Here is a 20,533-nt window from a genome sequence, read left to right as displayed (position 1 = left end):
TATGGTCCCCGCCTACGCCTCGCCCGCCGACCTCGCCGCTTGGGCCGCGGGGATCATGCAGACCCCCCCCGGTTTCGTCATCGGCCGGCCGGCCTATCTCGAGCGCTGGTACATCGTGCCGCGCAACGAGCAGCAGAACGTGTATCTGCACCGCATCCTTCGCGACGACGACGACCGCGCGCTCCACGATCACCCGTGGGCGAACACCTCGCTGCTGATCAGCGGCGCTTACCGGGAAATCACCCCCGAAGGCACGTTCCTGCGCGAGGCTGGCGCGATCGTTCACAGGCCGGCGGAAGCCCTGCACCGTCTCGAGCTTATCGATGGAGCGCCGTGCGTGTCGCTGTTCTTCACCGGCCCGAAGGTCCGCGAGTGGGGTTTCGACTGCCCGGAAGGCTGGGTCCATTGGAAGGACTTCACCGGCGGCATTGCCGGCGAGGTGGTCGGGCGGGGGTGCGGTGAATGATCGACCTGATCGAACCGCGCTTCGATGCGCACGGCAACAGCAACTATCACCCTGAGAAGCCCGGCCTGCACTTGTGCGGGATCTGCGAGCATCCGGACGGGATTGGTGATGCGTTGGGCGAACAGCCGTACACGGCAATGAACCTGCGCGCCCACAGCGACGCCGAGGCGCTCCATATGTGGCACGCCGCTCGGGCCGAAGCCGAGCTGCCGAACCGAGAGGGTGAGGACTTCCTCTGCGATCTCAACACGCGCGAGGGGCACGTCGACGATTTCAGCACGAACCGGCAGATGCTGCCGCGGCTGATTGCCGCCGCGCTCGCTGCCCAGGTGGAGTTCCGGGCCAATGGCTAACTTCGGATGCGAAGGCAGCGGCATCATCGCCCTGGATTTCTGGCTCATCGTCAAACGCGGTGAACAGCGGCCCGGATGGCCGGTCGGCCACCGCTTCACCCCGGCGGTGCGCGTCAAGGCGGGGGAGCCCGACCTGGCGAAGAACGAGCGCGCCGTCCGTGTCGAGATGAACGTGCCGACGGCGATCTTCGAGACGCCTGCGTTGCACGCCCTGATCAACATCGAATCGCCGCAGCAGCTGGTCTCTATCGATGTGGCCGCAGCCGCCGAGGCGGTGAAACAGGCGACGGGGATGGATGTAGAAATCCGCGTCGTCGAGCCGGAAGGGAAATCCGAATGACCGACCTCGAAATGCAGGCGCGGGAGGCGGAGCTATCGGCTCTACGCTATGTCCTCAACTTCGCGGACAGCAACACGCGCGTCAGCACCGTCATGAAGACCTTCACTCTGCCGGATCGTGTGTCCACGAAGGAAAGGCTCGAGGGCCTCTATGCGGATCTGAGCGTCCAAAGCTTCGCCGAGATGGGTGCGAACTGCGAGAATTGCGGCAAGCCCGTGATGGTCGGCCAACTCGTGCTGCTATGGGATGACGCGGGCGAAATGCACGCGGACTGCGAGAACCCGTGGTCGTTGAAGTATAATCGCGGGGTGCAGGAGCCGGAGCCGTGCGTATTGCTCGGCGCACCAATGCTTCTCGTGCCGCTGTCCAAGATCGCCGGAGACCCCGCATGACCGACCTCAAACAGCAGGCGCGCGAAATCTATGCGCAGACCGTCGAAAAAATGGCGGTCAAAGGCGAGCACAAAGCCAATGACATTCGCGCGGGCAACCTAACCCCTGAAGATGAGCGCGCTCTCGATGCCATGCTCGCCTTCCGAGCCGCGCAACCGGGGGAGGAGCTTCTGGACGCCGCAGTCAATCAGAACGATGCGATGCGCCAAGAGCTGGCCAATGTCGGCAACCTGATTTCCGACCTCGCCCGAGCCCTGCGGATTGATCAAGCCAATGACGACGGCACTTGGCCCGATCTCGCTGGCCGCATCCGCAAGCTGGTCGAAGGCATCCGCAAGCCCCGTCCGGATCGCGAGGCGGTGGCGGAACGCGAGCAGTGGGAAACCTGTAACTGCCCCGAGCCGCCGTTTGATGACGAAGTGGTCTATGACCGAAACCTCTCGCCGCGATGCCCCCGCTGCAATGTCGCCCTCGGTGGCGACCCCATGACGGCTACCGAACGAGCGCAGGCAAAGGCTGACGAGCAGGCGGGCCACCCCCCCAGCGAAGACGGGTGGCGGGAGGAGCGCGAACGGCTGCGGGCGGCGCTGGCCAAGGCTCGCGATGCGCTGATGCTCTATGATGGTCATGTGACCAACCCGACGAGCGCGGAAGGATGGTCCGACGACGAAGGCTATGACGCCTACATGGCTGCCCGCGCCGCGCTCTCCGAACCGCAAGAACAGGGGGAGGGGAAAAGTTGAGCGACCTCTCGAATCTCAACCGCAAATACAAGCGCGCTCTCCGCAACGAGACCGGCGCCAAATTCACCTTGGACGAGCTGCGCGCCCTGGCTGACGCCGGGGTGCTCGAAATCCTGCAGCGCGCCGAGAGCGAGGAGCTAAAGGCCACATGGGCCGCGAAACTTCCCCATACATCGTCGGAGACTTCTGGCTCGACAAGCGCCGGGACGGGCGCTCCCCCGAGGTCTGGCAAATTGCCAGCTACGACGCCTCCACTCGATCGATCTGCTATCGAAGCACTCGGTGCCGGAGCCTAGAGGACGCCAAGGGCAAGATCCACGCGCATGTCGAGAAAGCGCGCGCCCGCGCGCCACAGAGTCCAGCCGATGCGAAAGTGATACCGCTGCTGTTCCTCTATTGGGAGGAGCACGGCAAGGGCGTCGTATCGCCGGGCCAAATTGCCAGCTCGATCCGGTGCTTCATTGGCTTCCTGATGCAGGACGAGACCGGCCTCGATCTCACCGTCGCCGCGATTTCGCCGAACCTGTTCGTCCGTTTCCGCCTGTGGCGGATGGGTCCGCACAGCTACGATGTGCCCTGGGCGGGCAAGTCGTATAAGCACCGTTCGAAAGGTGTGAAGGGTGAGAGCGTACAGCGAAACCTTGACGATGTTCGAGCAGCGCTGACCCACCACGCGACCAATGGCCGGCTCCCATATGCCCCGATCGTGCCGACCGTGCCCGAAGAGTATCGCTCGCCGCCGAAGGACCGCGTGTTGTCGATCGATGAGCTGGGCACGATCGTCGCGTTCGCGCGCGAGGACGCATCCATGCATCGCTTCGTGCTGTTGATGCTGACGACCGCGGTGCGACCTGAGGCGGCATCGCAATATGATCCGCGTGACCAATTCAACGAGGCGCTGATGCTGCACGACCTCCATCCGGTGGGATGGAAGCGCACCAAGAAGGTCAACCCGGTGGTTCCCGCGATCGAGGAGATGCTACCGATCATGCGCGCCTGGCGCCAGTCGAACAGCCCGATCGTGAAGTCAAAGCGGACGGCTTGGCGGACCCTGCGCCGCGCGCTCGGGTTCGGGGACGATGTTGTCGCCAAGACGATCCGCCATACCGTAGCGACCTATCTTCGGACCAGGCGCGTGCCGGCCGAGGAGGTGGAGACGTTGCTCGGGCACCGCGTGCTCAAGAAGACGACGCGGGTTTACGCGAAGTATGATCCGGACTATCTCGCCAACGCGCGAGAAGTGCTGACCACACTTTTCAACGAGGTTCAGGCCGCAGCAGACCGATGGGATGCGGGCCACTTGCGGGCCAAGTTGGGAAACCGGGAAACCGTCGTTCTACGGCGAGACAGTCCGGAAGCGGCAGAATTCCTCGCGTCGCGCACTAGCGCGGGCGCTTAGCTCAGTTGGTAGAGCATCTCGTTTACACCGAGAGGGTCGGCGGTTCGAGCCCGTCAGCGCCCACCATTCGCCGCTGGATTTTGTCGTACCCAATTGAGACCGCCTCATAGTCAAAAATGGGGCATATTCCTTTGCTTCCAAACACATCACGGCCAGAACGCGTGACTTCACCGCCATCGGCATCCCAAGGCATTATCTTGCCCTGATGTGCCGGGAAAGGCTGCTGGTGAGGATCGGCCATGGCGTCTATCGCGCCGCGGATCGCGAGGTTTCTTGATCGGTCGCACCAGCGAAGATTCAGGACCGGCCCGGATGCGGGGTGCTTCCGCTACTGAATCGTCACGTCGCCATTACCTGCCCGGCGGCCCGGACGGATCGCGTGCCGAGAACCAGTCGACGAGAGTATTGGGCGTTCCCTCGACTTCGCGCTCGGCGATATTGCGGGCGTTCGTGGGACTCACGCCATAGGTCGCCCGGAAGGCGCGCGCGAAACTCGCATCGCTGCCGAACCCCCAGCGGCGGGCTATCCGGCCCACATGGGCGCGCTTGCCCGTATCCGCGCGCAGATCCTGCAGGCTCCGGCGCAGCCGCTCGCGGCGGATATAGTCCGAGATGCTGCCATAGCCGGCGAAGAGGCGGTACAAGGTGGCGCGCGAGACGCCGAAATGCCGTGCGATCGCGCTCGCGCCCAGCGCCGGATCGGCGAGGTTCGCATCGATATGTCGCCGAATGGCGAGCGGCAGGGATCCGTCGATCGCCTCGCCCCGGCCGTTGCCGGACTCCGCGCGGACAAGGGTTGCCGCAAGGAGCGCGAGCGTTGCGTCGACGAGCTCATCGGCCTGGGGTGCCTCCAGCTCCGGGGCGATCTCGTCGATGGCGAGCAGGTGCCTGCCCAGCAACCGGGTCATGCCGCGGTCGTGCGGCAGCACGACGCCGTGCAGATTGTCCAGATTGGGCAGGCGCGCGCCGAGCAGCGCACGCGGGACCGCCATCGTCAGATTGTCGAAAGCCCCGGCCTCGGTGCGGAAGGTGGCCGCCAGGTCGAGCACGCAGATGTCGCCGGGGCGGACCCGGATCGGAAGCCCGGCGGCATCGCCCTGATATCCGCCGGAGACGTAGAGCTGGACCAGCACATGATGGTCTCCCCCGCGCGCGATCACCTGCTCGTCGCGGATGAAGCGCTGCGCGCTGCTGCGGGTCCGTCCGAACAGGATCGGCCCGATCTTGTAGCTGTGCATCGCCAGGTGGAAGGGCGCGGAATCGTCAGGCTCGACATCGAACAGCAACTGCACCGAAGACCGCCAGACCTGCAGGGCCTCTTCCATGCTGGTCCCGGAGCTGTCGAAACCGAAACTCGGAACCGGATTGGCCGGCGCTGGGCGCGGCTTCATGCATTCTGTCTCAATGTCGCGGCACTTTGTCTCAGATCGCCGGTCGCGGTTGACTTGCTTTCAGCTAGCTCGCTTACGGCGACCTAGCAAGTAGCGGAGGATTTCCGCGGCCGAGGGAGCGGAGGGCGGTCGGCGCTTGCGGCGCGCGAGGGCATTGAGCACCAGCTGTCCGGCGCGTCCGTTTCAAAGGGTGGGGATCAACGGATGTTGCAGTTTCGACGCGCGGTTTCGCGCGGTGCGCCCGCGTGCGCGTTCTTGGCCGCCATGGGCGCGACCCCGGCGATGGCGCAGACCGCTTCCCAACTGACTCCGCCCAGCTTCCAGCCCCAGATCCAGCGCGACGGCACCGCCCTGAAGCTCGCCGGGCCCGCCGCGGCGGAACCGCCGGCGAATGCCGAGCAGTTTCATGTCCAGATCGGTGACGTGATCGTGGAAGGCGCGCCTGTCGAGATGGCGTCCGCCGTAGCGCGCCTGCGTGCCGGGCTGAGCGGCCGCACCGTGACGGCGGCCGAGATCTTCCGTGCGGCGCGCGCGCTCGAAACCGAAGCGGCGGCAAATGGCCGGATACTCGTCCGCGTGCTGGTGCCGGAGCAGCGGCTGGAGAATGACGAGACTCTCCGCCTCAGCCTGGTCGACGGCTTCATCGAGTCAATCGACACCAGCGCGCTGCCGCGGCCGATCCGCAATCGGATCGCCCATCTGCTCGCCCCGCTGACGGGCAGGCCCGGCATAACCTATCGCGAGATCGAACGGCGCCTGCTGCTGGCGGGCGACACGCCCGGCACGGCGCTGCGCTCCACCCTGGCGGCGGGCGAGAAGCCCGGCGGGAGCAGGCTGGTGATCGAGGCGCGCTACCGCCCGGTCGGCGTGAGCCTTTCGGCGGACAACACGCTCTCGGCCGCGTTCGGCAACGAAACCTATGGCCTTGGCGTCACCTTCAACTCGGTGCTCGGCCTTGGCGAGCTCGTCTATCTCCGCGCCAATGGCCAGCCCTTCAACGGCGACTATGCGGAGCGGCGCCCGCTGAACCGGGCGCTCGCCGCCGGCTATGTCCTGCCGGTGGGACGCGACGGGCTGACGCTCAACGTCGAGTTCAGTGCCTCGAACGCGACGCCGCGCGTCTCGCGGTTCGAACCGCCCATGGGATCGGCCTTCTCGCGCTTCGCCGCGCGCGCCAGCTATCCGCTGGTCCGCGGTCAGGCATTGAGCGATTCCATCACGCTCGGCCTCGACATCGCGCGCGAGCGGCTCGACTATATCGGTTCCGCGCGCCCGGTGGCGCTGGCACTCGATCGCCTGCGGGTGCTGCGGCTGACCAACGATCTCCGGATGCGATCGGAGGACGGCACCACGCTGACCGCGCTGGTCACGCTGTCGGTCGGTCTCGACGCCCTGGGCGCGCGGGGCGAGGCGGATGCGGTGCGGAGCCATGTCCCGCTTTCGCGGCAGGGCACGCGGCCCGATTTCCGTTCGCTGCTCGCCACGGTCGATTATTCCAGGCCGCTCGCGCCGCATCTGGCCATCGGGCTTCGCGGCATGGCGCAGACTTCGTTCGGCATGCCCCTGCCGAATGCCGAGCGCATCGGGCTGAGCGGTCCCAACGCGCTCTCGGCGATGGAGTCCGGCGCGATGCTCGGGGATTCCGGATTGCTGGCGCGCGGCGAGATCCAGGCGCCCTTCTTCGCGCCGATCGCCCGCGATCGGGGGTCGATGCTCACCGCGCCCTATCTGTTCGTGGCGGGAGGCGCGGTGAACAATGATCGCCCCACCATCCTCGAGCGCGCATGGACAAGCGGGCTGTCCTGGGGCGGCGGCGTTCGGCTGGGCGCGGCGCCGCGCGCCAGCTTCGCCGGCACGAACCTGACCCTGGAACTGGGCCGCTCGACCAGGAGCGACCGGGCCCGTGCGTCCAATCGCTTCACCGCCTCTTTCAACCTGCAGTTCTGAGAGCTGATCATGACCCGTCGTCTTTCGCGCACGATCGCGCTGCTCGTCACCACTTCGCTTGCCGGGATCGGCAGCGCCGCGGCCCAGACCTTGCCCACCGACGGGCAGGTGGTGCGCGGGGAGGCATCGATCGCCACCGGCGCGCCGGGCTCGATGACGATCGAGCAGAAGACGAACCAGGCCGTGATCGACTGGCAGAGCTTCTCGGTGGGCGAGGGCGCGCGGCTGGACATTCTCCAGCCCGACGCCAGCGCCCGTCTGCTCAACCGGGTGACCGGCGATACGCGTTCGACCATCGCCGGCCAGATCCACGCGAACGGCCAGGTATTTCTGGTCAATCCGAACGGCATCGTGATCACGCCGACCGGCACGGTGGATGCGAGCAGCTTCGTCGCGTCGACGCTAGGGATCAGCAACGAGGACTTTCTGGCCGGGCGCTATGATTTCGCGGGGGCGGGCGCGGCGGCGGTCGTCAATGGCGGGAGCATCCGGGTGGTGCGGGGCGGCTATGCCGCGCTGATCGGCGGAGCGGTGCGCAATGACGGTCTGATCGCGGTGGAGCTCGGCAAGGTCGGGTTGGGCGCTGGGGAGGCGGTGACGCTCGATCCGGGCGGCAACGGCTTCCTCCAGGTCGCGCTTCCGAGCCGTGCGGCCGGGGAAGGCGCGCTTGTCGAGAATGCCGGCGCGATCCTTGCGCGGGGCGGCCGCGTGGTGCTGCGCGCGGATGCAGCGCGTGAGCTGGTGCGCCGCACGGTGAACATGTCGGGCGTCATCGAGGCGCGGTCGGTCTTTGGCCGCGACGGCGCGATCGTGCTGGACGGCGGGCAGGGGACGCTGACGGTATCCGGCACGCTCGATGCGGCGAGCGACGCCATGGGCGGTGGCGCGCTGACCCTTACCGGGCGCGACGTCGTGCTCGCTGGCGCGAAGCTGGATGCCTCGGGCGCGATGGGCGGCGGCGCGATCCGCATCGGCGGCGACTGGCAGGGCGGAGGCAGCCTCGCGCGGGCCGAAACGCTCGCCGTGGATGCGGGAACCCTGATCGACGCCAGCGCGCGTTCCACCGGCACCGGCGGCAGCGTCGTGCTGTGGTCGGACGGGGAAACCCGCTTTGCCGGCACGATCCGGGCCGTGGGCGGCGCCGATGGCGGGGATGGCGGCAATGCCGAAGTCTCGGGCAAGTCGATACTCGCCTATTCGGGCAGCGCGGACCTGCGGGCCGCGCTGGGCAATTGGGGGACGCTCCTCCTGGACCCGTACAACCTCACCATCGCCGGCACGGGGGGATCGAACTTCACCGCGCAGGCCGATGACAGCGTGCTGAGCGCGGCGACGCTGGTCCAGCAGCTCGCGATCGGCAATGTGGTGGTCTCGACGGGGGCGTCGGGCAGCCAGGCCGGCAACATAGTGGTCGCGGCGCCGATCACCTGGAACCAGAGTTCGACGCTGACCCTGTCGGCGGCGGGCAAGATCCAGGTCAATGAGAACATCACCGTCGCCGGCGGCGGCAAGGTCCAGCTCAACCATGGCAGCGGCCTGAACTTCGCACTGGGCTCCGGCATCGCCTTCGCGCCTGGGCAGAGCGGGCAGGCGCTCGCCATCAACGGCACGAACTACACGTTGGTGCGGACGCTGGCCGATCTGCGCGCGATCGATTCGAACCGCACGGGCAATTTCGCGCTGGCGAACGGCATCGACCTGGTGGGGACCCCGCTCGTCGGCAGCGTGTTCGGCGAAAGCGGCTCGTTCGGCGGGCGGCTGGAGGGGCTGGGGAACAGCATCTCCAACCTCAAGATCAACGGCAGGTCGAACAATTGGACCGGCTTCATCGGCGCCACCGAAACGGCCACGACGATCAGCAACCTGCTGCTGCTCAACGTCGATATCTCGGGCAGCTTCAACGTTGGCGGCGTGGTCGGCCTGAACGCCGGCACGATCCGCAACGTCTTCGTCAGCGGCGTGGTCAACGCGGTCGGGCGTGGCGGCGGCATCGCCGGCGTCAACCGCCAGGGCGCGATCCTGGATTCGATCAGCGCCGTGGCCGTGCTGGTCCAGTCAGGATCGGCCGGCGGGATCGCGGGCGAGAACACCAATGGAGGCTGGATCAGCAACACGCTCTCGCTGGGGCCGGTCCAAGGCTATTTCCAGCTCGGCGGAATCGTCGGTGTCAATTTCGCGAACGTCGCCAACAGCATCGCCACGGGCTGGGTCAACGTCACCGGCGAGATCGGCGAATATGGCGGCCTGGTCGGCAGCGGTGCCGGCGCGACGAACAGCTATTATGACGGTGACGTCGCCGGGATTGGCGGTGGCACGACAACGGCCATGCTGACCAACGGCAGCGTGCCTGCCGGGCTCGACGCCAATATATGGGGGGCGGGTGCGGGCCTCTATCCCTATTTGAAATCCTTCTTCCCCAATGGCGTCAGCCTGGCGACGGGCACGGCCTATCGGGGTGCGGGCAACACGCCCGCGGCGCGGGCGCGGGTCACGCTCTATTCGGGGGGCGGCGTTGCCGGCGTCGGTGTCTCCGGCGCCAACGGGCTCTACGGCGCGATAGTCCGTGCCGATCGCGTCAGCGGCGATCGGGTGATCCTGGCGCAGGACCTGAACGGAACGCTGGGCGGCGTATATGGTGGCGGCGCGGCGCTGGCCGGCGCCACGGTCCATAGCGGCTGGCTCGATATCGACCGCAGCGGGGCCGCCGTTGCCACCAATGGCCTGGCCGCCGGGATCGTCGCGGCCGTGGGCGGCAATCTGGAGCTGTCGAGCTTCGCCAATCTGCGGCTCGCGGCCGATCGCATCACCGTCGATTCGGCCATCGCGCTCTCCGGGACCCTCGTCCTTAGTGCAGGGACAAGCGCCGGCAAGGCCGCAGGCACGAGCCTGTCGGCCGGAGCGCTGCTGGCGCTCGGCGGCGATATCGATCTGGGGCAGGTGACGATCGGCACCGTCGCCGGCGCGTCCAGCCGGCTGGTGTTCGGGACCAGCGGCGACCTGGTCGTGGACCGCATCGGCGACATCAACACCAGCTCGTTCGACGGGATCGCCGGCGGCTCGCTGACAGAGCTGGGCGCGGCGGGGAGCATCCGGCTCAATTCGCGGATCACCGGCGGCGGCGAGGTGCGGCTGCGTGCCAAGGGAGCGTTCGTCAACCGCGCCGGCCCCGATGCGGTTTCGGGCCGGTGGCTGATCTATTCGGCATCGCCGGCCGGAAATGATTTCGGCGGACTCGACAGCATGAACCGCGCGGTCTGGAACACCACGACCGACATGATGCCCGCTGTCAGCGGCAACCACTATGTCTTCGCCTATCGGCCGGCGCTGGAGGTGCTGCCCTACAACAGCATCAAGAGCTATGGCGACAGCGCCAGCCTCTCCTATTATATCTCGCCCTTGCAGAGCGGCGTCGCCGGCGCGTTCCTCGGTGATGGGCTGTCCGGAACCGTGTCGGTCAGCTCGGCCGGCGCCGCCGGGACCGCGGGGGTCGGCAACTATGCGATCACCGTGGACACCTCCGCCCTGATCGTGCCGGAAGGCTATGAGCTGCGGACCAGCAGCGCCACGCTGACGGTCAACCGGCGCGCGATCGACGTCTTCGCCAACTCCGTCACCCGTGTCTATGGCGAGGCCAATCCCGGCCTGACCTATCTCGTCGGCGGCGGCGGGCTGGTGAATGGCGACACGCTTGCCGGGGGCCTTGCGACCAGCGCTGCCCAAGGCTCCGGCGTTGGCGGCTATGCCATCACCCAGGGCACGCTTGCCAATGCGAGCTACGTGATCAACTTCATCGGTGGCACGCTGAGCGTCACGCCGCGGGCGATCAGCATCGCCGCCAATGCTGCCACCCGCGTCTATGGCGATGCCGACCCGGTATTCACCTACAGCGTGGGCGGCATGGGCCTGGTCAATGGCGACACCCTGACCGGCGCGCTGGCCGGCAATGCGACGGCGGCGTCGAGCGTCGGCAGCTATCGCATCGGCCAGGGCACGCTCGCGGCTTCTGCGAACTATGTGGTGACCGGCTATACCGATGCGGCGTTGACGGTGACTCCGCGCGTGATCCAGGTAACTGCGGATTCGCTCAGCCGAGCCTATGGCGATGCGAACCCGGTGCTCAGCTACACGGTCGGCGGCATGGGGCTGGCGAACGGCGACACGCTCTCCGGTGCGCTCGCCACCGCCGCCACGACCGGATCCGGCGTCGGCAGCTATGCGATCGGACAGGGCACGCTTGCCGCCTCGTCGAACTACAGCTTCGGCTTCACCGGCAGTACGCTGATGGTGACGCCGCGCCTGATCAGCGTCATCGTGGACCCCAAGTCGCGCGTATATGGCGGCGCCAATCCCGAGCTTACCTACACGCTCGCCGGCACGCTGGTGAACGGCGATACGATCAGCGGCATGCTGGCGACCGCAGCGACGAGCGGCTCGAACGTCGGCAATTATGCGATCACGCAAGGCTCGCTGGCGGTCTCGTCCAACTATCTGCTCAACTATGTCGGCGCGAACCTCAGCATCCTGCCGCGCCCGGTGCTGATCTACGCCCATGACGTGAGCCGCAGCTATGGCGATGCCAATCCCGCGATCGGCTATTCGGTGGTCGGGTTGCTCAACGGCGATGTCGTCACCGGCGCGCTCGCGGGGCCCGGTGCCGGCGCTTCGGTGGGCAGCTACGGCGTGACGCTCGGCTCGCTGGCCGCTTCGCCCAACTACCAGCTCAGCGTGATGTCGGGCACCGTGACGGTCATGCCGCGCGCGATCAGCATCGTCGCGGATCCGATGACCCGCTATTATGGCGAGGCGAACCCGGCGCTCACCTATACCATCACCGGTGGATCCCTGCCCAATGGCGACCTGCTGAGCGGCGCGCTTTCGACCGGCGCGACGATCGGCTCGGGCGTGGGCAGCTATGCGATCACGCTCGGCACGCTGGCGGCGGCGGGCAACTATGTCATCGACTTCACCGGCGGCACGCTCACGGTCGCGCCGCGTCCGATCACGGTGATCGCAGATGCCCGCCAGCGCATCTATGGCGAGGCTAACCCGGTTCTGAGCTATACGGTTGGCGGTTTGGGTCTGGTGAATGGCGACGCGCTGAGCGGTGCCCTGGCGACGGGCGCGGATGTCCGCTCCGGGGTGGGCGGCTATGCGATCACCCTGGGCACGATTGCCGGGGCCAATTATGCGATCAGCTATACCGGCAGCACGCTGAACATCACTCCGCGTGTGATCAGCATCGCGGCCGACACTCTCGCGCGCGTTTATGGTGATACGAACCCGGCGCTGTCCTACAGCGTGGGCGGTTTGGGGCTGGTGAATGGCGACACGCTGACGGGTGCGCTCGCCACTTCGGCGGACGCGCGCTCGAACGTGGGGAACTACGCGATCGGGCTGGGGACGCTGGCGGCCTCGGCCAATTATCATGTGATCGGCTTCACCGGCGCCGACCTGGCGGTGACGCCGCGTCCGCTGGTCATCCAGGCGAACGACCTGAGCCGCATCTACGGCAATGCCGATCCGGTGCTGTCCTATGTGGCGAACGGGCTGGTGAACGGCGACATGCTCACCGGCCTGCTCGCCGGGCCCGGCGGGGGCGCTTCGGTCGGCAGCTATGCGATCGGGTTGGGGACGCTTTCGGCTTCGCCCAACTACCAGCTGAGCATGGGCGGCGGCACGGTGACGGTGACGCCGCGGCTGATCAGCGTGGTGGCGGACCCGCTGTCGCGTATCTATGGCGAGGCCAATCCGGCGCTGACCTACAGCATCACCGGCGGCACGCTGCCGAATGGCGACACGCTGACGGGGGTGCTTTCGACGGGGGCTACGATCGGCTCGGGGGTGGGCGGCTATGCCATCACCCTGGGTTCGCTGGCGGCACCGGCCAATTATGCGATCGACTTCACCGGCAGCACGCTGACGATCCTGCCGCGCCCGATCACGATCAGTGCCGATGCCGCCACGCGCATCTATGGCGAGGCCAATTCCGTCTTCACCTATGGCATCGGCGGCATGGGGCTGGTGAACGGCGATGCGCTGACGGGCGCGTTGGCGAGTGAGGCGGGGGTTGCCTCGGGCGTGGGCAACTATGCGATCGCGCAGGGCAGCCTGGCCAATGCGAACTATGCGATCAGCTATATCGGCAACACGCTCAGCGTGACGCCGCGAACGATCAGCATCGCGGCCAACGCTGCCACGCGCGTTTACGGCGATGCGAACCCGCCGCTCACCTACTCGGTTGGCGGCATGGGTCTGGCCAATGGCGACACGCTGACCGGCGCGCTCGCCACCTCGGCGGATACGGGCTCGAACGTGGGCGCCTATGCGATCCGGCAGGGCTCACTGGCGGCCTCGGGCAACTATGCCGTGACCGGCTTCACTGGCGCCGACTTGCTGGTGACGCCGCGGACAATCAGCATTGCGGCGGACGCTGCCGCCCGAGCCTATGGCGATGCCAATCCCGCGCTCAGCTACACGGTCGGCGGCATGGGCCTGGTGAATGGCGACACGCTCTCGGGCGCCCTGGCTACGGCCGCGACCACCGGCTCGAGCGTGGGCGGCTATGCCATAACCCAAGGCACGCTTGCCGCGTCGTCCAACTATCTCGTGACCGGCTTCCAGGCCGGCATGCTCACCGTCGTCCCGCGCGAGATCGTGATCACCGCCGACAACCAGCAGCGCGCCTATGGCAATGCCAATCCGGTGTTCACCTATAGGGTGGGCGGCGCGGGACTGGTGAATGGCGACACGCTGACCGGCTGGCTTGCTACCGTGGCGGATGCGCGCTCCGGAGTGGGCGGCTATGCGATCGACCAGGGCACGCTTGCGGCGTCGGCGAACTACACCATGCGCTATGAAGGCGGTACGCTGACGGTCACGCCTCGCGCGATCCTGGTATCCGCGCACGACGCGCAGCGCATCTATGGCGATGCCGATCCCGTGTTCGGGTACAGCGTCGGCGGCCTGGGGCTGGTCAATGGCGACACGCTGAGCGGCGCATTGGCAAGCGTCGCGGACCTGCGTTCGGGCGTCGGCGATTATGCGATCACCCAGGGCACGCTCGCCGGAAGCAATTATGCGATCAGCTATGCGGGGGGCATACTCTCCGTGACGCCGCGGACGATCAGCATCGCGGCAGACACTCTCGCGCGCGTTTATGGTGATGCGAACCCGGCGCTGTCCTACAGCGTGGGCGGTTTGGGGCTGGTGAATGGTGACACGCTGACGGGTGCGCTCGCCACTTCGGCGGACGCGCGCTCGAACGTGGGGAACTACGCGATCGGGCAGGGGACGCTGGCGGCCTCGGCCAATTATCATGTGATCGGCTTCACCGGCGCCGACCTGGCGGTGACGCCGCGTCCGCTGGTCATCCAGGCGAACGACCTGAGCCGCATCTACGGCAATGCCGATCCGGTGCTGTCCTATGTGGCGAACGGGCTGGTGAACGGCGACATGCTCACCGGCCTGCTCGCCGGGCCCGGCGGGGGCGCTTCGGTCGGCAGCTATGCGATCGGGCTGGGGACGCTTTCGGCTTCGCCCAACTACCAGCTGAGCATGGGCGGCGGCACGGTGACGGTGACGCCGCGGCTGATCAGCGTGGTGGCGGACCCGCTGTCGCGTATCTATGGCGAGGCCAATCCGGCGCTGACCTACAGCATCACCGGCGGCACGCTGCCGAATGGCGACACGCTGACGGGGGTGCTTTCGACGGGGGCTACGATCGGCTCGGGGGTGGGCGGCTATGCCATCACCCTGGGTTCGCTGGCGGCACCGGCCAATTATGCAATCGACTTCACCGGCAGCACGCTGACGATCCTGCCGCGCCCGATCACGATCAGTGCCGATGCCCGCCAGCGTATCTATGGCGATGCGAACCCGGCGCTGAGCTACACGGTTGGCGGCATGGGGCTGGTCAACGGCGATGCACTGGGCGGTGCCCTGGCGACGGACGCCGATGTCCGCTCGGGCGTGGGCAATTATGCGATCGCGCAGGGCAGCCTGGCCAATGCGAACTATGCGATCAGCTATATCGGCAATACGCTCAGCGTGACGCCGCGAACGATCAGCATCGCGGCCAACGCTGCCACGCGCATTTATGGAGAGGCTAACCCGGCGCTCACCTACAGCATCGGCGGCAAGGGGCTGGTCAACGGCGACACGCTCTCGGGCGCCCTGATCACCGCCGCCGCCGCCGGCTCAAACGTGGGCAGCTACGCGATCGGGCAGGGTTCGCTCGCAGCTTCGTCCAACTATGTCGTGACAGGGTTCACCGGCGCGACGCTGGCGGTGACGCCGCGGACGATCTCGCTGACCGCCAGCAACCAGCAGCGGGCCTATGGCGATGCCAATCCCGTGCTCACCTATATTGTGGGCGGCATGGGCCTGGTGAATGGCGACCAGCTTTCGGGTGCCCTGGCCACCACCGCGAGTGCCGGCTCGAACGTCGGCGGCTATGTCATAACCCAGGGCACGCTTGCCGCGTCGTCCAACTATCTCGTCACCGGCTTCCAGGCGGGCACGCTGGCTGTCATTCCGCGAGAGATTCTCGTCATCGCCGATAATCAGCGGCGCGCTTATGGAGAGGCAAATCCCGCGCTCACCTACACGATCGGCGGTAGCGGGCTGGTGCAGGGCGACCTGCTCATGGGCGGACTGGAAACGGCCGCTGGACCGAATAGCGTGGGAAGCTTCGCGATTACGCGAGGATCGCTACAGGCCTCGGCCAATTATGCCCTTCGTTTCTCTCCCGGCACGCTCACCGTCCTGGCGGCTCCCGAGGGGAATAACAGCGCTTCGACGATCTCCCGCTGGCTCGGACAATCCATGGTGCTCCAGCCGCTGCGGTTCGGGGCGTCCTATGACCTGGCACCCGAATATTTCGTCCGGGATGCCGGCACGGATCCGCGTTTTAGCGGCACCTGGCTCTGTGCGGCATCGCTTTGCCGATGAAGTGGACTCTCGGCGATCCCTGGCGGCTTGCCGGAAGGCTGCCGGGGACTGACTGTCCAGTCTCGATACGCCGGCGCAACTATCTTCGCAGCATTGGGCGGTTTCCGAGTTTGCTAAGGGAAGCTCGGGTCACACTCCGTTCAAATAAGACTCTCACGAAAGTTTCGAACTTTAAGGTCACTTCAACCACGATATTCTAAATGTAATATTGTGGAACGTCAGAGTGCCCGCGTATCGGACGGCCGCGACCGCGTGCCGATCTATATCTTGCTATTCTGCGCGGTAGCGGGAGCGAGTTGGCTTGCGATCGAACTCACGCGCGATATGGGGCGCATAGCCGCGATCTGGCCCGCGAACGCAATTCTTGTCGCCGCATTGCTACTTCGCCGCGATCTCTCGACGCCAGTCATGCTGGTACTCGGTTTCTTCGCCACGCTTTGCGCGAACCTGGCCTCCGGCGACACCAGCGCAATCGCAGTTGCTCTATCCTCGTGCAACACGCTGGAAATAGTGATGGTCGTCGTCCTTTGGCGCCGGTCACGCATACCGGTGCCGGATTTCGGCGGCTTCGTATCGTCCATACGGTTCGGCATCTACAGCGCAGCCGCCTCTTTCGCCTCCGCATCGCTCGCATTCGTGATCCTGGCGCTCAAGGAAGCCTCCACCTCTCCGGCAGTGTTTCTCGACTGGTTCCGATCGGACCTGCTGGGGCTGCTCGTGGTGACCCCGCTCGTGGTGACGCTGCTCACCAACAATCCGCGCGAATGCTTCGCGAGAGCGGGGTTCTGGCGAATTGCAGCTACGCAGGCGAGCTTGATCGCAGTTTCGATCATTACCTTTACCCAGGATAGATATCCCTTCCTCTTCCTGGTCACGCCCGTGATGCTGGCCATCGCCTTCGCCCTTGGGGCCTTCGGCTCGGCGGTGGGCTTGCTGCTGGTGGCGTTGATTGCCGCGACGGCGACCGCCCTTGGCATGGGGCCCATAATGTTGGTCGGCGGCGGGTTGCACGACAAGGTGACGGTCCTGCAATTGTTTCTGCTGGCGAATGCGGCCTGCTCCCTGCCGGTTGCGTCAGTGCTTGCCCAGCGCCGGCGCCTGACGGAGGAACTGGCTGCCAGCGAACAGCAACTCAAGCTGCTTGCCGAGAATGCCACGGATGCGGTTTTCCGTGTCGGCCTGGACGGGCGATGCAAATATGCCTCGCCCTCGGTCCAGTCGGTCATCGGCGCTTCTCCGGACCAACTGGTCGGCAACGATCTGCTGGTGCGCTTTCATCCGGACGATAGAGAGAATGTCGTCGAGACCTTTCTCGCGCTGGGCAGGGGCGAAATCGAGCGGTGCGTCCTGACCTACAGATCGCGTCCGCTCGATCGGCCGGACCAATGGATCTGGCTCGAGGCCAATTGCGGCCTGGTCCGCAAGGGCGCCGAACTCGAAGAGGTGATCGTCTCGATCCGCGACGTCACGGCGCGCAAGCAGCTGGAGCAGGAGATCGAGCGGGCGCTCGCCCTGGCCAATCAGGCAGTGGAAACGCGTGGAATATTCCTCGCGAACATGAGCCATGAGATACGGACTCCGATGAACGGAGTCATCGGTTTCACCGACCTCCTGCTTGCGGGCGAGCTTGATCCCGTGCAGCGCAGTCAGGCCGAAATCTTGCGCCAGTGCGGGCAGGCGATGCTCCAGACCCTGAACGACATCCTCGATTTCTCGAAGATCGAGGCTGGTGCGCTTTCCGTCGTCAACGAGCCCTTTGCCCTGCGCCAGATGATCGCGGAGGTCGAGGCCATGTTCTCGCTCCAGGCGGGTGCAAAGGGCCTGGACATGCGCGTGACCGTCGCCCCCGATGTACCCGCCTTCATATCGGGCGATTCGCATCGCCTTCGGCAAATCCTCCTCAATCTCATTTCAAATGCCCTGAAGTTCACCGAGAAGGGGAGCCTGGACATCCGCTTTACGAAGGTGCCCGAGGACCAGCTCGAGGTAATCGTCACCGACACCGGCTGCGGGATTGCAGGCGATCGCCGGGAAGCGATCTTCGATCCCTTCGTCCAGGCGGATTCTTCGACGGCTCGTCGCTTTGGCGGTACCGGCCTGGGCCTCGCGATCAGCCGACGTCTCGCCCGCATTCTCGGCGGGGATCTTTGGATAGCGGGTTCCGATGCCTCGGGGTCGAGTTTCCATTTGCGCGTCGACGCGGCTCCCGCCGACCAGCGGCTGCGGGCCTCGGAGGCGCGCGAGCCGAGGGCGGAGGCGGTTAGGGCGCGCATTCTGGTCGCGGAGGATGTCGAGTTCAATCGAACGCTTCTCAGGATGGCGCTAGCAAGATCCGGCCATGAAGTGGTGCTCGCGAGCACCGGCGCCGAAGCGGTGGACAGCTTTGCGGCTTCGCTCGCGGTCAGGCCCTTCGACATCATTCTGATGGATGTGCAGATGCCGATCATGGACGGGCTGGAGGCGACGCGGCGCATCCGCAGCCTGGGAGAGGCCGGCGCGCGGGTTCCGATCTATGCGCTGACCGCGAGCGCCTATGACAGCGACGCCGATGCCTGCCGCCTGGCCGGCATGAGCGGCCACCTCGCCAAGCCCTTCGACTATCAGCGGCTTCAGGACATCATCCGCGAGGCCGGCGAACGGACCTCCATGGCGGCGTTTCCGGGGGAGATTGGCCCGGAGCTCGAGGACGAGAGCGCCAACCTGGCGATCATCGAAGCCATCGGCGCCCTGCCCGTGAATGCCAGGAGGCTGGTAGGCGTGAGCCTGAAGCGCGATATTGACGGGCTCGCGCAATCCGCATTGCACGGTCTGGCGGAAGGCGATGGCGAAAGGACGCGCCGTGCGCTCCATGCGCTGAAGGGCGCAGCCGGAGGTTTCGGCCTTGGCGAACTGGCGGAGCTCTGCCGGGAAGTCGAAACGGCGCTGGCAAATGGTACTGGCATGGACGCTGCCGTGCAGGCCGACCGGATCACGGTGGCGGTAGCGAGCGCGCTGGAACGGGTGGAACGCATCCTGGCGCGCCTCGCGGCCTGACGTTCAATAAGCGCCTCGCGCAGACAGTACGGCGGGCAGAGTGCGTGCGAGAAGGAGCAGGTCACCGCGCAGCGATATGTCGCGCAGATATGCGATATCCATTTCGACCTGTTGCGCGAAAGCGATTTCCGCTCTTCCGGAAACCTGCCAGGTGCAGGTGATGCCCGGGCGGCCGCGCAGCCGCCCGAGTTCGTGTTCACCATAGCGGGTCACTTCCTCGGGAAGCGCCGGGCGCGGGCCCACCAGGGACATGTCGCCCGAAAGCACGTTGAATATCTGCGGCAGTTCATCGACCGACCAACGCCGGATGGCGCGGCCGACACGCGTAACCCTGGGGTCGCGGCGCATCTTGAAGCAGGTGGCGTCCCGTTCGCTGAATGCCAGGAGCGCACGCCGCCGTTGTTCCGCATCGACCACCATGGATCGGAATTTCCAGATGCGGAAAGGACGCCCATCCCGGCCGATGCGTAGTTGTCGAAAGAATACCGGCCCCTGGCTTTCGAGCCGGATGGCGAGCGCGGCCAGGAGCATTATGGGGGCGGCGGCAAGCAGCAGTGCCGCGCCCAGGGCGAGATCGAAGCAGCGCTTGGGATTGGGCAATTTGCGCGGCGCCGTCCGCCGCGCGATCCCATATGCGCATGCCCTTATCAGGAAGGCGAAATTGCCGCGGACATAGCGTTGGGCGAGCCTGCGCGGTTCCAGGGCGAGCCGCCACATCCATTCGAAGCCGAGGCGGCGGACCGGCAATGGCGCACGCGGCAATCGACCGGAATAATAGTCGAACAGGCCTCCGACGCCGAGAGTGACCGTGGCGCCCAGGCGTGCGCGATGGCGGTGTATCCATTTTTCCTGCAGCGGCACGCCCATGGCGACGAACAGGAGATCGGGGCGCAAGTCTTCGATCTCCCGCAGCAGGGCTTCTTCCTCGGCGGCGTCAAAGAATCCGTCATGGGTTCCGGCGACCTTGAGTTCCGGATAGCGGGCCTGCATCGCCTGGGCGGTGCGTGACGCTAGGCCAGGGCCCGCGCCCAGCAGATATATCGACAAGCCGAACCGGGCGGCACGCTCGCACAGCAACGGGAACAGGTCGGTTCCGTTGAGATTTTCTCCGGTCGGGACTCCGGCAATCCGCGCGGCGAGTTTCATCCCGCTGCCATCGGGCAGCAGCAATTCGCTGCTCTCGAGGCATTCCCGATAGACGGGGTCGGTCGTGGCGACATTCACGCAATGCGCGTTCACGAAGTTGACCACCATGGCATGCCCCATGCGCGCGCGCTGCGCGATGAGATCGGCCATTTGCGCCTGGTCGCTTCGCGCAAGGTCGAGTCCGAATAGTCGCGACTTCTCGACCGATATGGCGCGCGGCTCGATGTCGGCGGAATTGAGATCCTGGAAACGATACATGGAGGAACTCCGGCTTCAGTTGCCGGAAACACTGGGCATCGAACGTGCCAAATCATCAGAATGGCGGAATCGCGTCGTTTTCCGCTTCTGCCGGCGCGTTCGGCGCGGTCCATAAT

At 66.2% G+C, this 20,533-nt stretch carries 11 protein-coding genes and 1 tRNA gene; 10 read left to right on the top strand and 2 right to left on the bottom strand.

The window, feature by feature from the left end; all coding sequences use genetic code 11:
• The first annotated feature begins 1 nt into the window (after nt 1).
• The 7 genes from OMP43_RS21685 (at nt 2) to OMP43_RS21655 (ending at nt 3,759) form a co-directional block, all read left to right on the top strand.
• The gene (locus tag OMP43_RS21685; protein ID WP_280281644.1) at nt 2-466 is read left to right on the top strand and encodes a hypothetical protein; all 465 of its coding nucleotides are present in this window, start codon (nt 2-4) and stop codon (nt 464-466) included.
• Complete coding sequence (locus OMP43_RS21680; RefSeq protein ID WP_280281643.1) at nt 463-819, top strand: hypothetical protein; 357 nt, start codon at nt 463-465, stop codon at nt 817-819. Before OMP43_RS21685 ends, OMP43_RS21680 begins: the two co-directional genes overlap by 4 nt.
• Nucleotides 812-1,159 (top strand): hypothetical protein, encoded by a 348-nt coding sequence (locus tag OMP43_RS21675; protein ID WP_280281642.1) that lies wholly within the window; start codon nt 812-814, stop codon nt 1,157-1,159. The genes OMP43_RS21680 and OMP43_RS21675 overlap by 8 nt, the downstream gene beginning before the upstream one ends.
• Nucleotides 1,156-1,551 carry a hypothetical protein gene (locus OMP43_RS21670; protein ID WP_280281641.1) on the top strand — a complete coding sequence of 132 codons (396 nt, stop codon included), beginning with the start codon at nt 1,156-1,158 and terminating at the stop codon, nt 1,549-1,551. Before OMP43_RS21675 ends, OMP43_RS21670 begins: the two co-directional genes overlap by 4 nt.
• Nucleotides 1,548-2,294 (top strand): hypothetical protein, encoded by a 747-nt coding sequence (locus tag OMP43_RS21665; protein ID WP_280281640.1) that lies wholly within the window; start codon nt 1,548-1,550, stop codon nt 2,292-2,294. The genes OMP43_RS21670 and OMP43_RS21665 overlap by 4 nt, the downstream gene beginning before the upstream one ends.
• A 148-nt stretch (nt 2,295-2,442) precedes the next feature.
• Nucleotides 2,443-3,693: a tyrosine-type recombinase/integrase gene (locus tag OMP43_RS21660; RefSeq protein WP_280281639.1), complete on the top strand. Its 1,251-nt coding sequence runs from the start codon at nt 2,443-2,445 to the stop codon at nt 3,691-3,693.
• Nucleotides 3,684-3,759 (top strand) — tRNA-Val (locus tag OMP43_RS21655). Before OMP43_RS21660 ends, OMP43_RS21655 begins: the two co-directional genes overlap by 10 nt.
• Before the next feature lie 284 nt (nt 3,760-4,043).
• Here OMP43_RS21655 and OMP43_RS21645 read toward each other — a convergent pair.
• Nucleotides 4,044-5,084 carry a helix-turn-helix domain-containing protein gene (locus OMP43_RS21645; protein ID WP_280281638.1) on the bottom strand — a complete coding sequence of 347 codons (1,041 nt, stop codon included), beginning with the start codon at nt 5,082-5,084 and terminating at the stop codon, nt 4,044-4,046.
• A 264-nt stretch (nt 5,085-5,348) separates the two neighbouring features.
• On the opposite strand from OMP43_RS21645, the gene OMP43_RS21640 reads away from it, so the two are divergent.
• The 3 genes from OMP43_RS21640 to OMP43_RS21630 all read left to right on the top strand — a co-directional run bounded on the left by OMP43_RS21640 (nt 5,349) and on the right by OMP43_RS21630 (nt 19,013).
• Nucleotides 5,349-7,031 carry a ShlB/FhaC/HecB family hemolysin secretion/activation protein gene (locus tag OMP43_RS21640; RefSeq protein ID WP_280281637.1) on the top strand — a complete coding sequence of 561 codons (1,683 nt, stop codon included), beginning with the start codon at nt 5,349-5,351 and terminating at the stop codon, nt 7,029-7,031.
• Nucleotides 7,032-7,040: 9 nt separating this feature from the next.
• A complete protein-coding gene (locus OMP43_RS21635; RefSeq protein ID WP_280281636.1) occupies nt 7,041-15,980 on the top strand; it encodes an MBG domain-containing protein in 8,940 nt (2,979 codons plus the stop codon).
• Between the two features lie 252 nt (nt 15,981-16,232).
• Nucleotides 16,233-19,013 (top strand): ATP-binding protein, encoded by a 2,781-nt coding sequence (locus OMP43_RS21630; protein ID WP_280281635.1) that lies wholly within the window; start codon nt 16,233-16,235, stop codon nt 19,011-19,013.
• Between the two features lie 3 nt (nt 19,014-19,016).
• On the opposite strand, the gene OMP43_RS21625 is transcribed toward OMP43_RS21630, so the two are convergent.
• Nucleotides 19,017-20,417: a WecB/TagA/CpsF family glycosyltransferase gene (locus OMP43_RS21625; protein ID WP_280281634.1), complete on the bottom strand. Its 1,401-nt coding sequence runs from the start codon at nt 20,415-20,417 to the stop codon at nt 19,017-19,019.
• Nucleotides 20,418-20,533 lie beyond the last annotated feature (116 nt).

Origin of the sequence: Sphingomonas sp. CBMAI 2297 (assembly GCF_029870595.1) — a bacterium.
In the GTDB taxonomy this organism is placed as follows: domain Bacteria; phylum Pseudomonadota; class Alphaproteobacteria; order Sphingomonadales; family Sphingomonadaceae; genus Sphingomonas.
The sequence above is the reverse complement of the archived record's forward strand: the minus strand, read 5'-3'. Positions and strand labels throughout refer to the sequence as shown.

What these genes read in the sequence shown, in the direction of transcription:
- OMP43_RS21625 (WP_280281634.1), bottom strand. Translation starts at nt 20,417, where the DNA reads ATGTATCGTTTCCAGGATCTCAATTCCGCCGACATCGAGCCGCGCGCC.
- OMP43_RS21680 (WP_280281643.1), top strand. Translation starts at nt 463, where the DNA reads ATGATCGACCTGATCGAACCGCGCTTCGATGCGCACGGCAACAGCAAC.
- OMP43_RS21640 (WP_280281637.1), top strand. Translation starts at nt 5,349, where the DNA reads ATGGGCGCGACCCCGGCGATGGCGCAGACCGCTTCCCAACTGACTCCG.
- OMP43_RS21675 (WP_280281642.1), top strand. Translation starts at nt 812, where the DNA reads ATGGCTAACTTCGGATGCGAAGGCAGCGGCATCATCGCCCTGGATTTC.
- OMP43_RS21665 (WP_280281640.1), top strand. Translation starts at nt 1,548, where the DNA reads ATGACCGACCTCAAACAGCAGGCGCGCGAAATCTATGCGCAGACCGTC.
- OMP43_RS21660 (WP_280281639.1), top strand. Translation starts at nt 2,443, where the DNA reads ATGGGCCGCGAAACTTCCCCATACATCGTCGGAGACTTCTGGCTCGAC.
- OMP43_RS21670 (WP_280281641.1), top strand. Translation starts at nt 1,156, where the DNA reads ATGACCGACCTCGAAATGCAGGCGCGGGAGGCGGAGCTATCGGCTCTA.
- OMP43_RS21685 (WP_280281644.1), top strand. Translation starts at nt 2, where the DNA reads ATGGTCCCCGCCTACGCCTCGCCCGCCGACCTCGCCGCTTGGGCCGCG.
- OMP43_RS21645 (WP_280281638.1), bottom strand. Translation starts at nt 5,084, where the DNA reads ATGAAGCCGCGCCCAGCGCCGGCCAATCCGGTTCCGAGTTTCGGTTTC.
- OMP43_RS21635 (WP_280281636.1), top strand. Translation starts at nt 7,041, where the DNA reads ATGACCCGTCGTCTTTCGCGCACGATCGCGCTGCTCGTCACCACTTCG.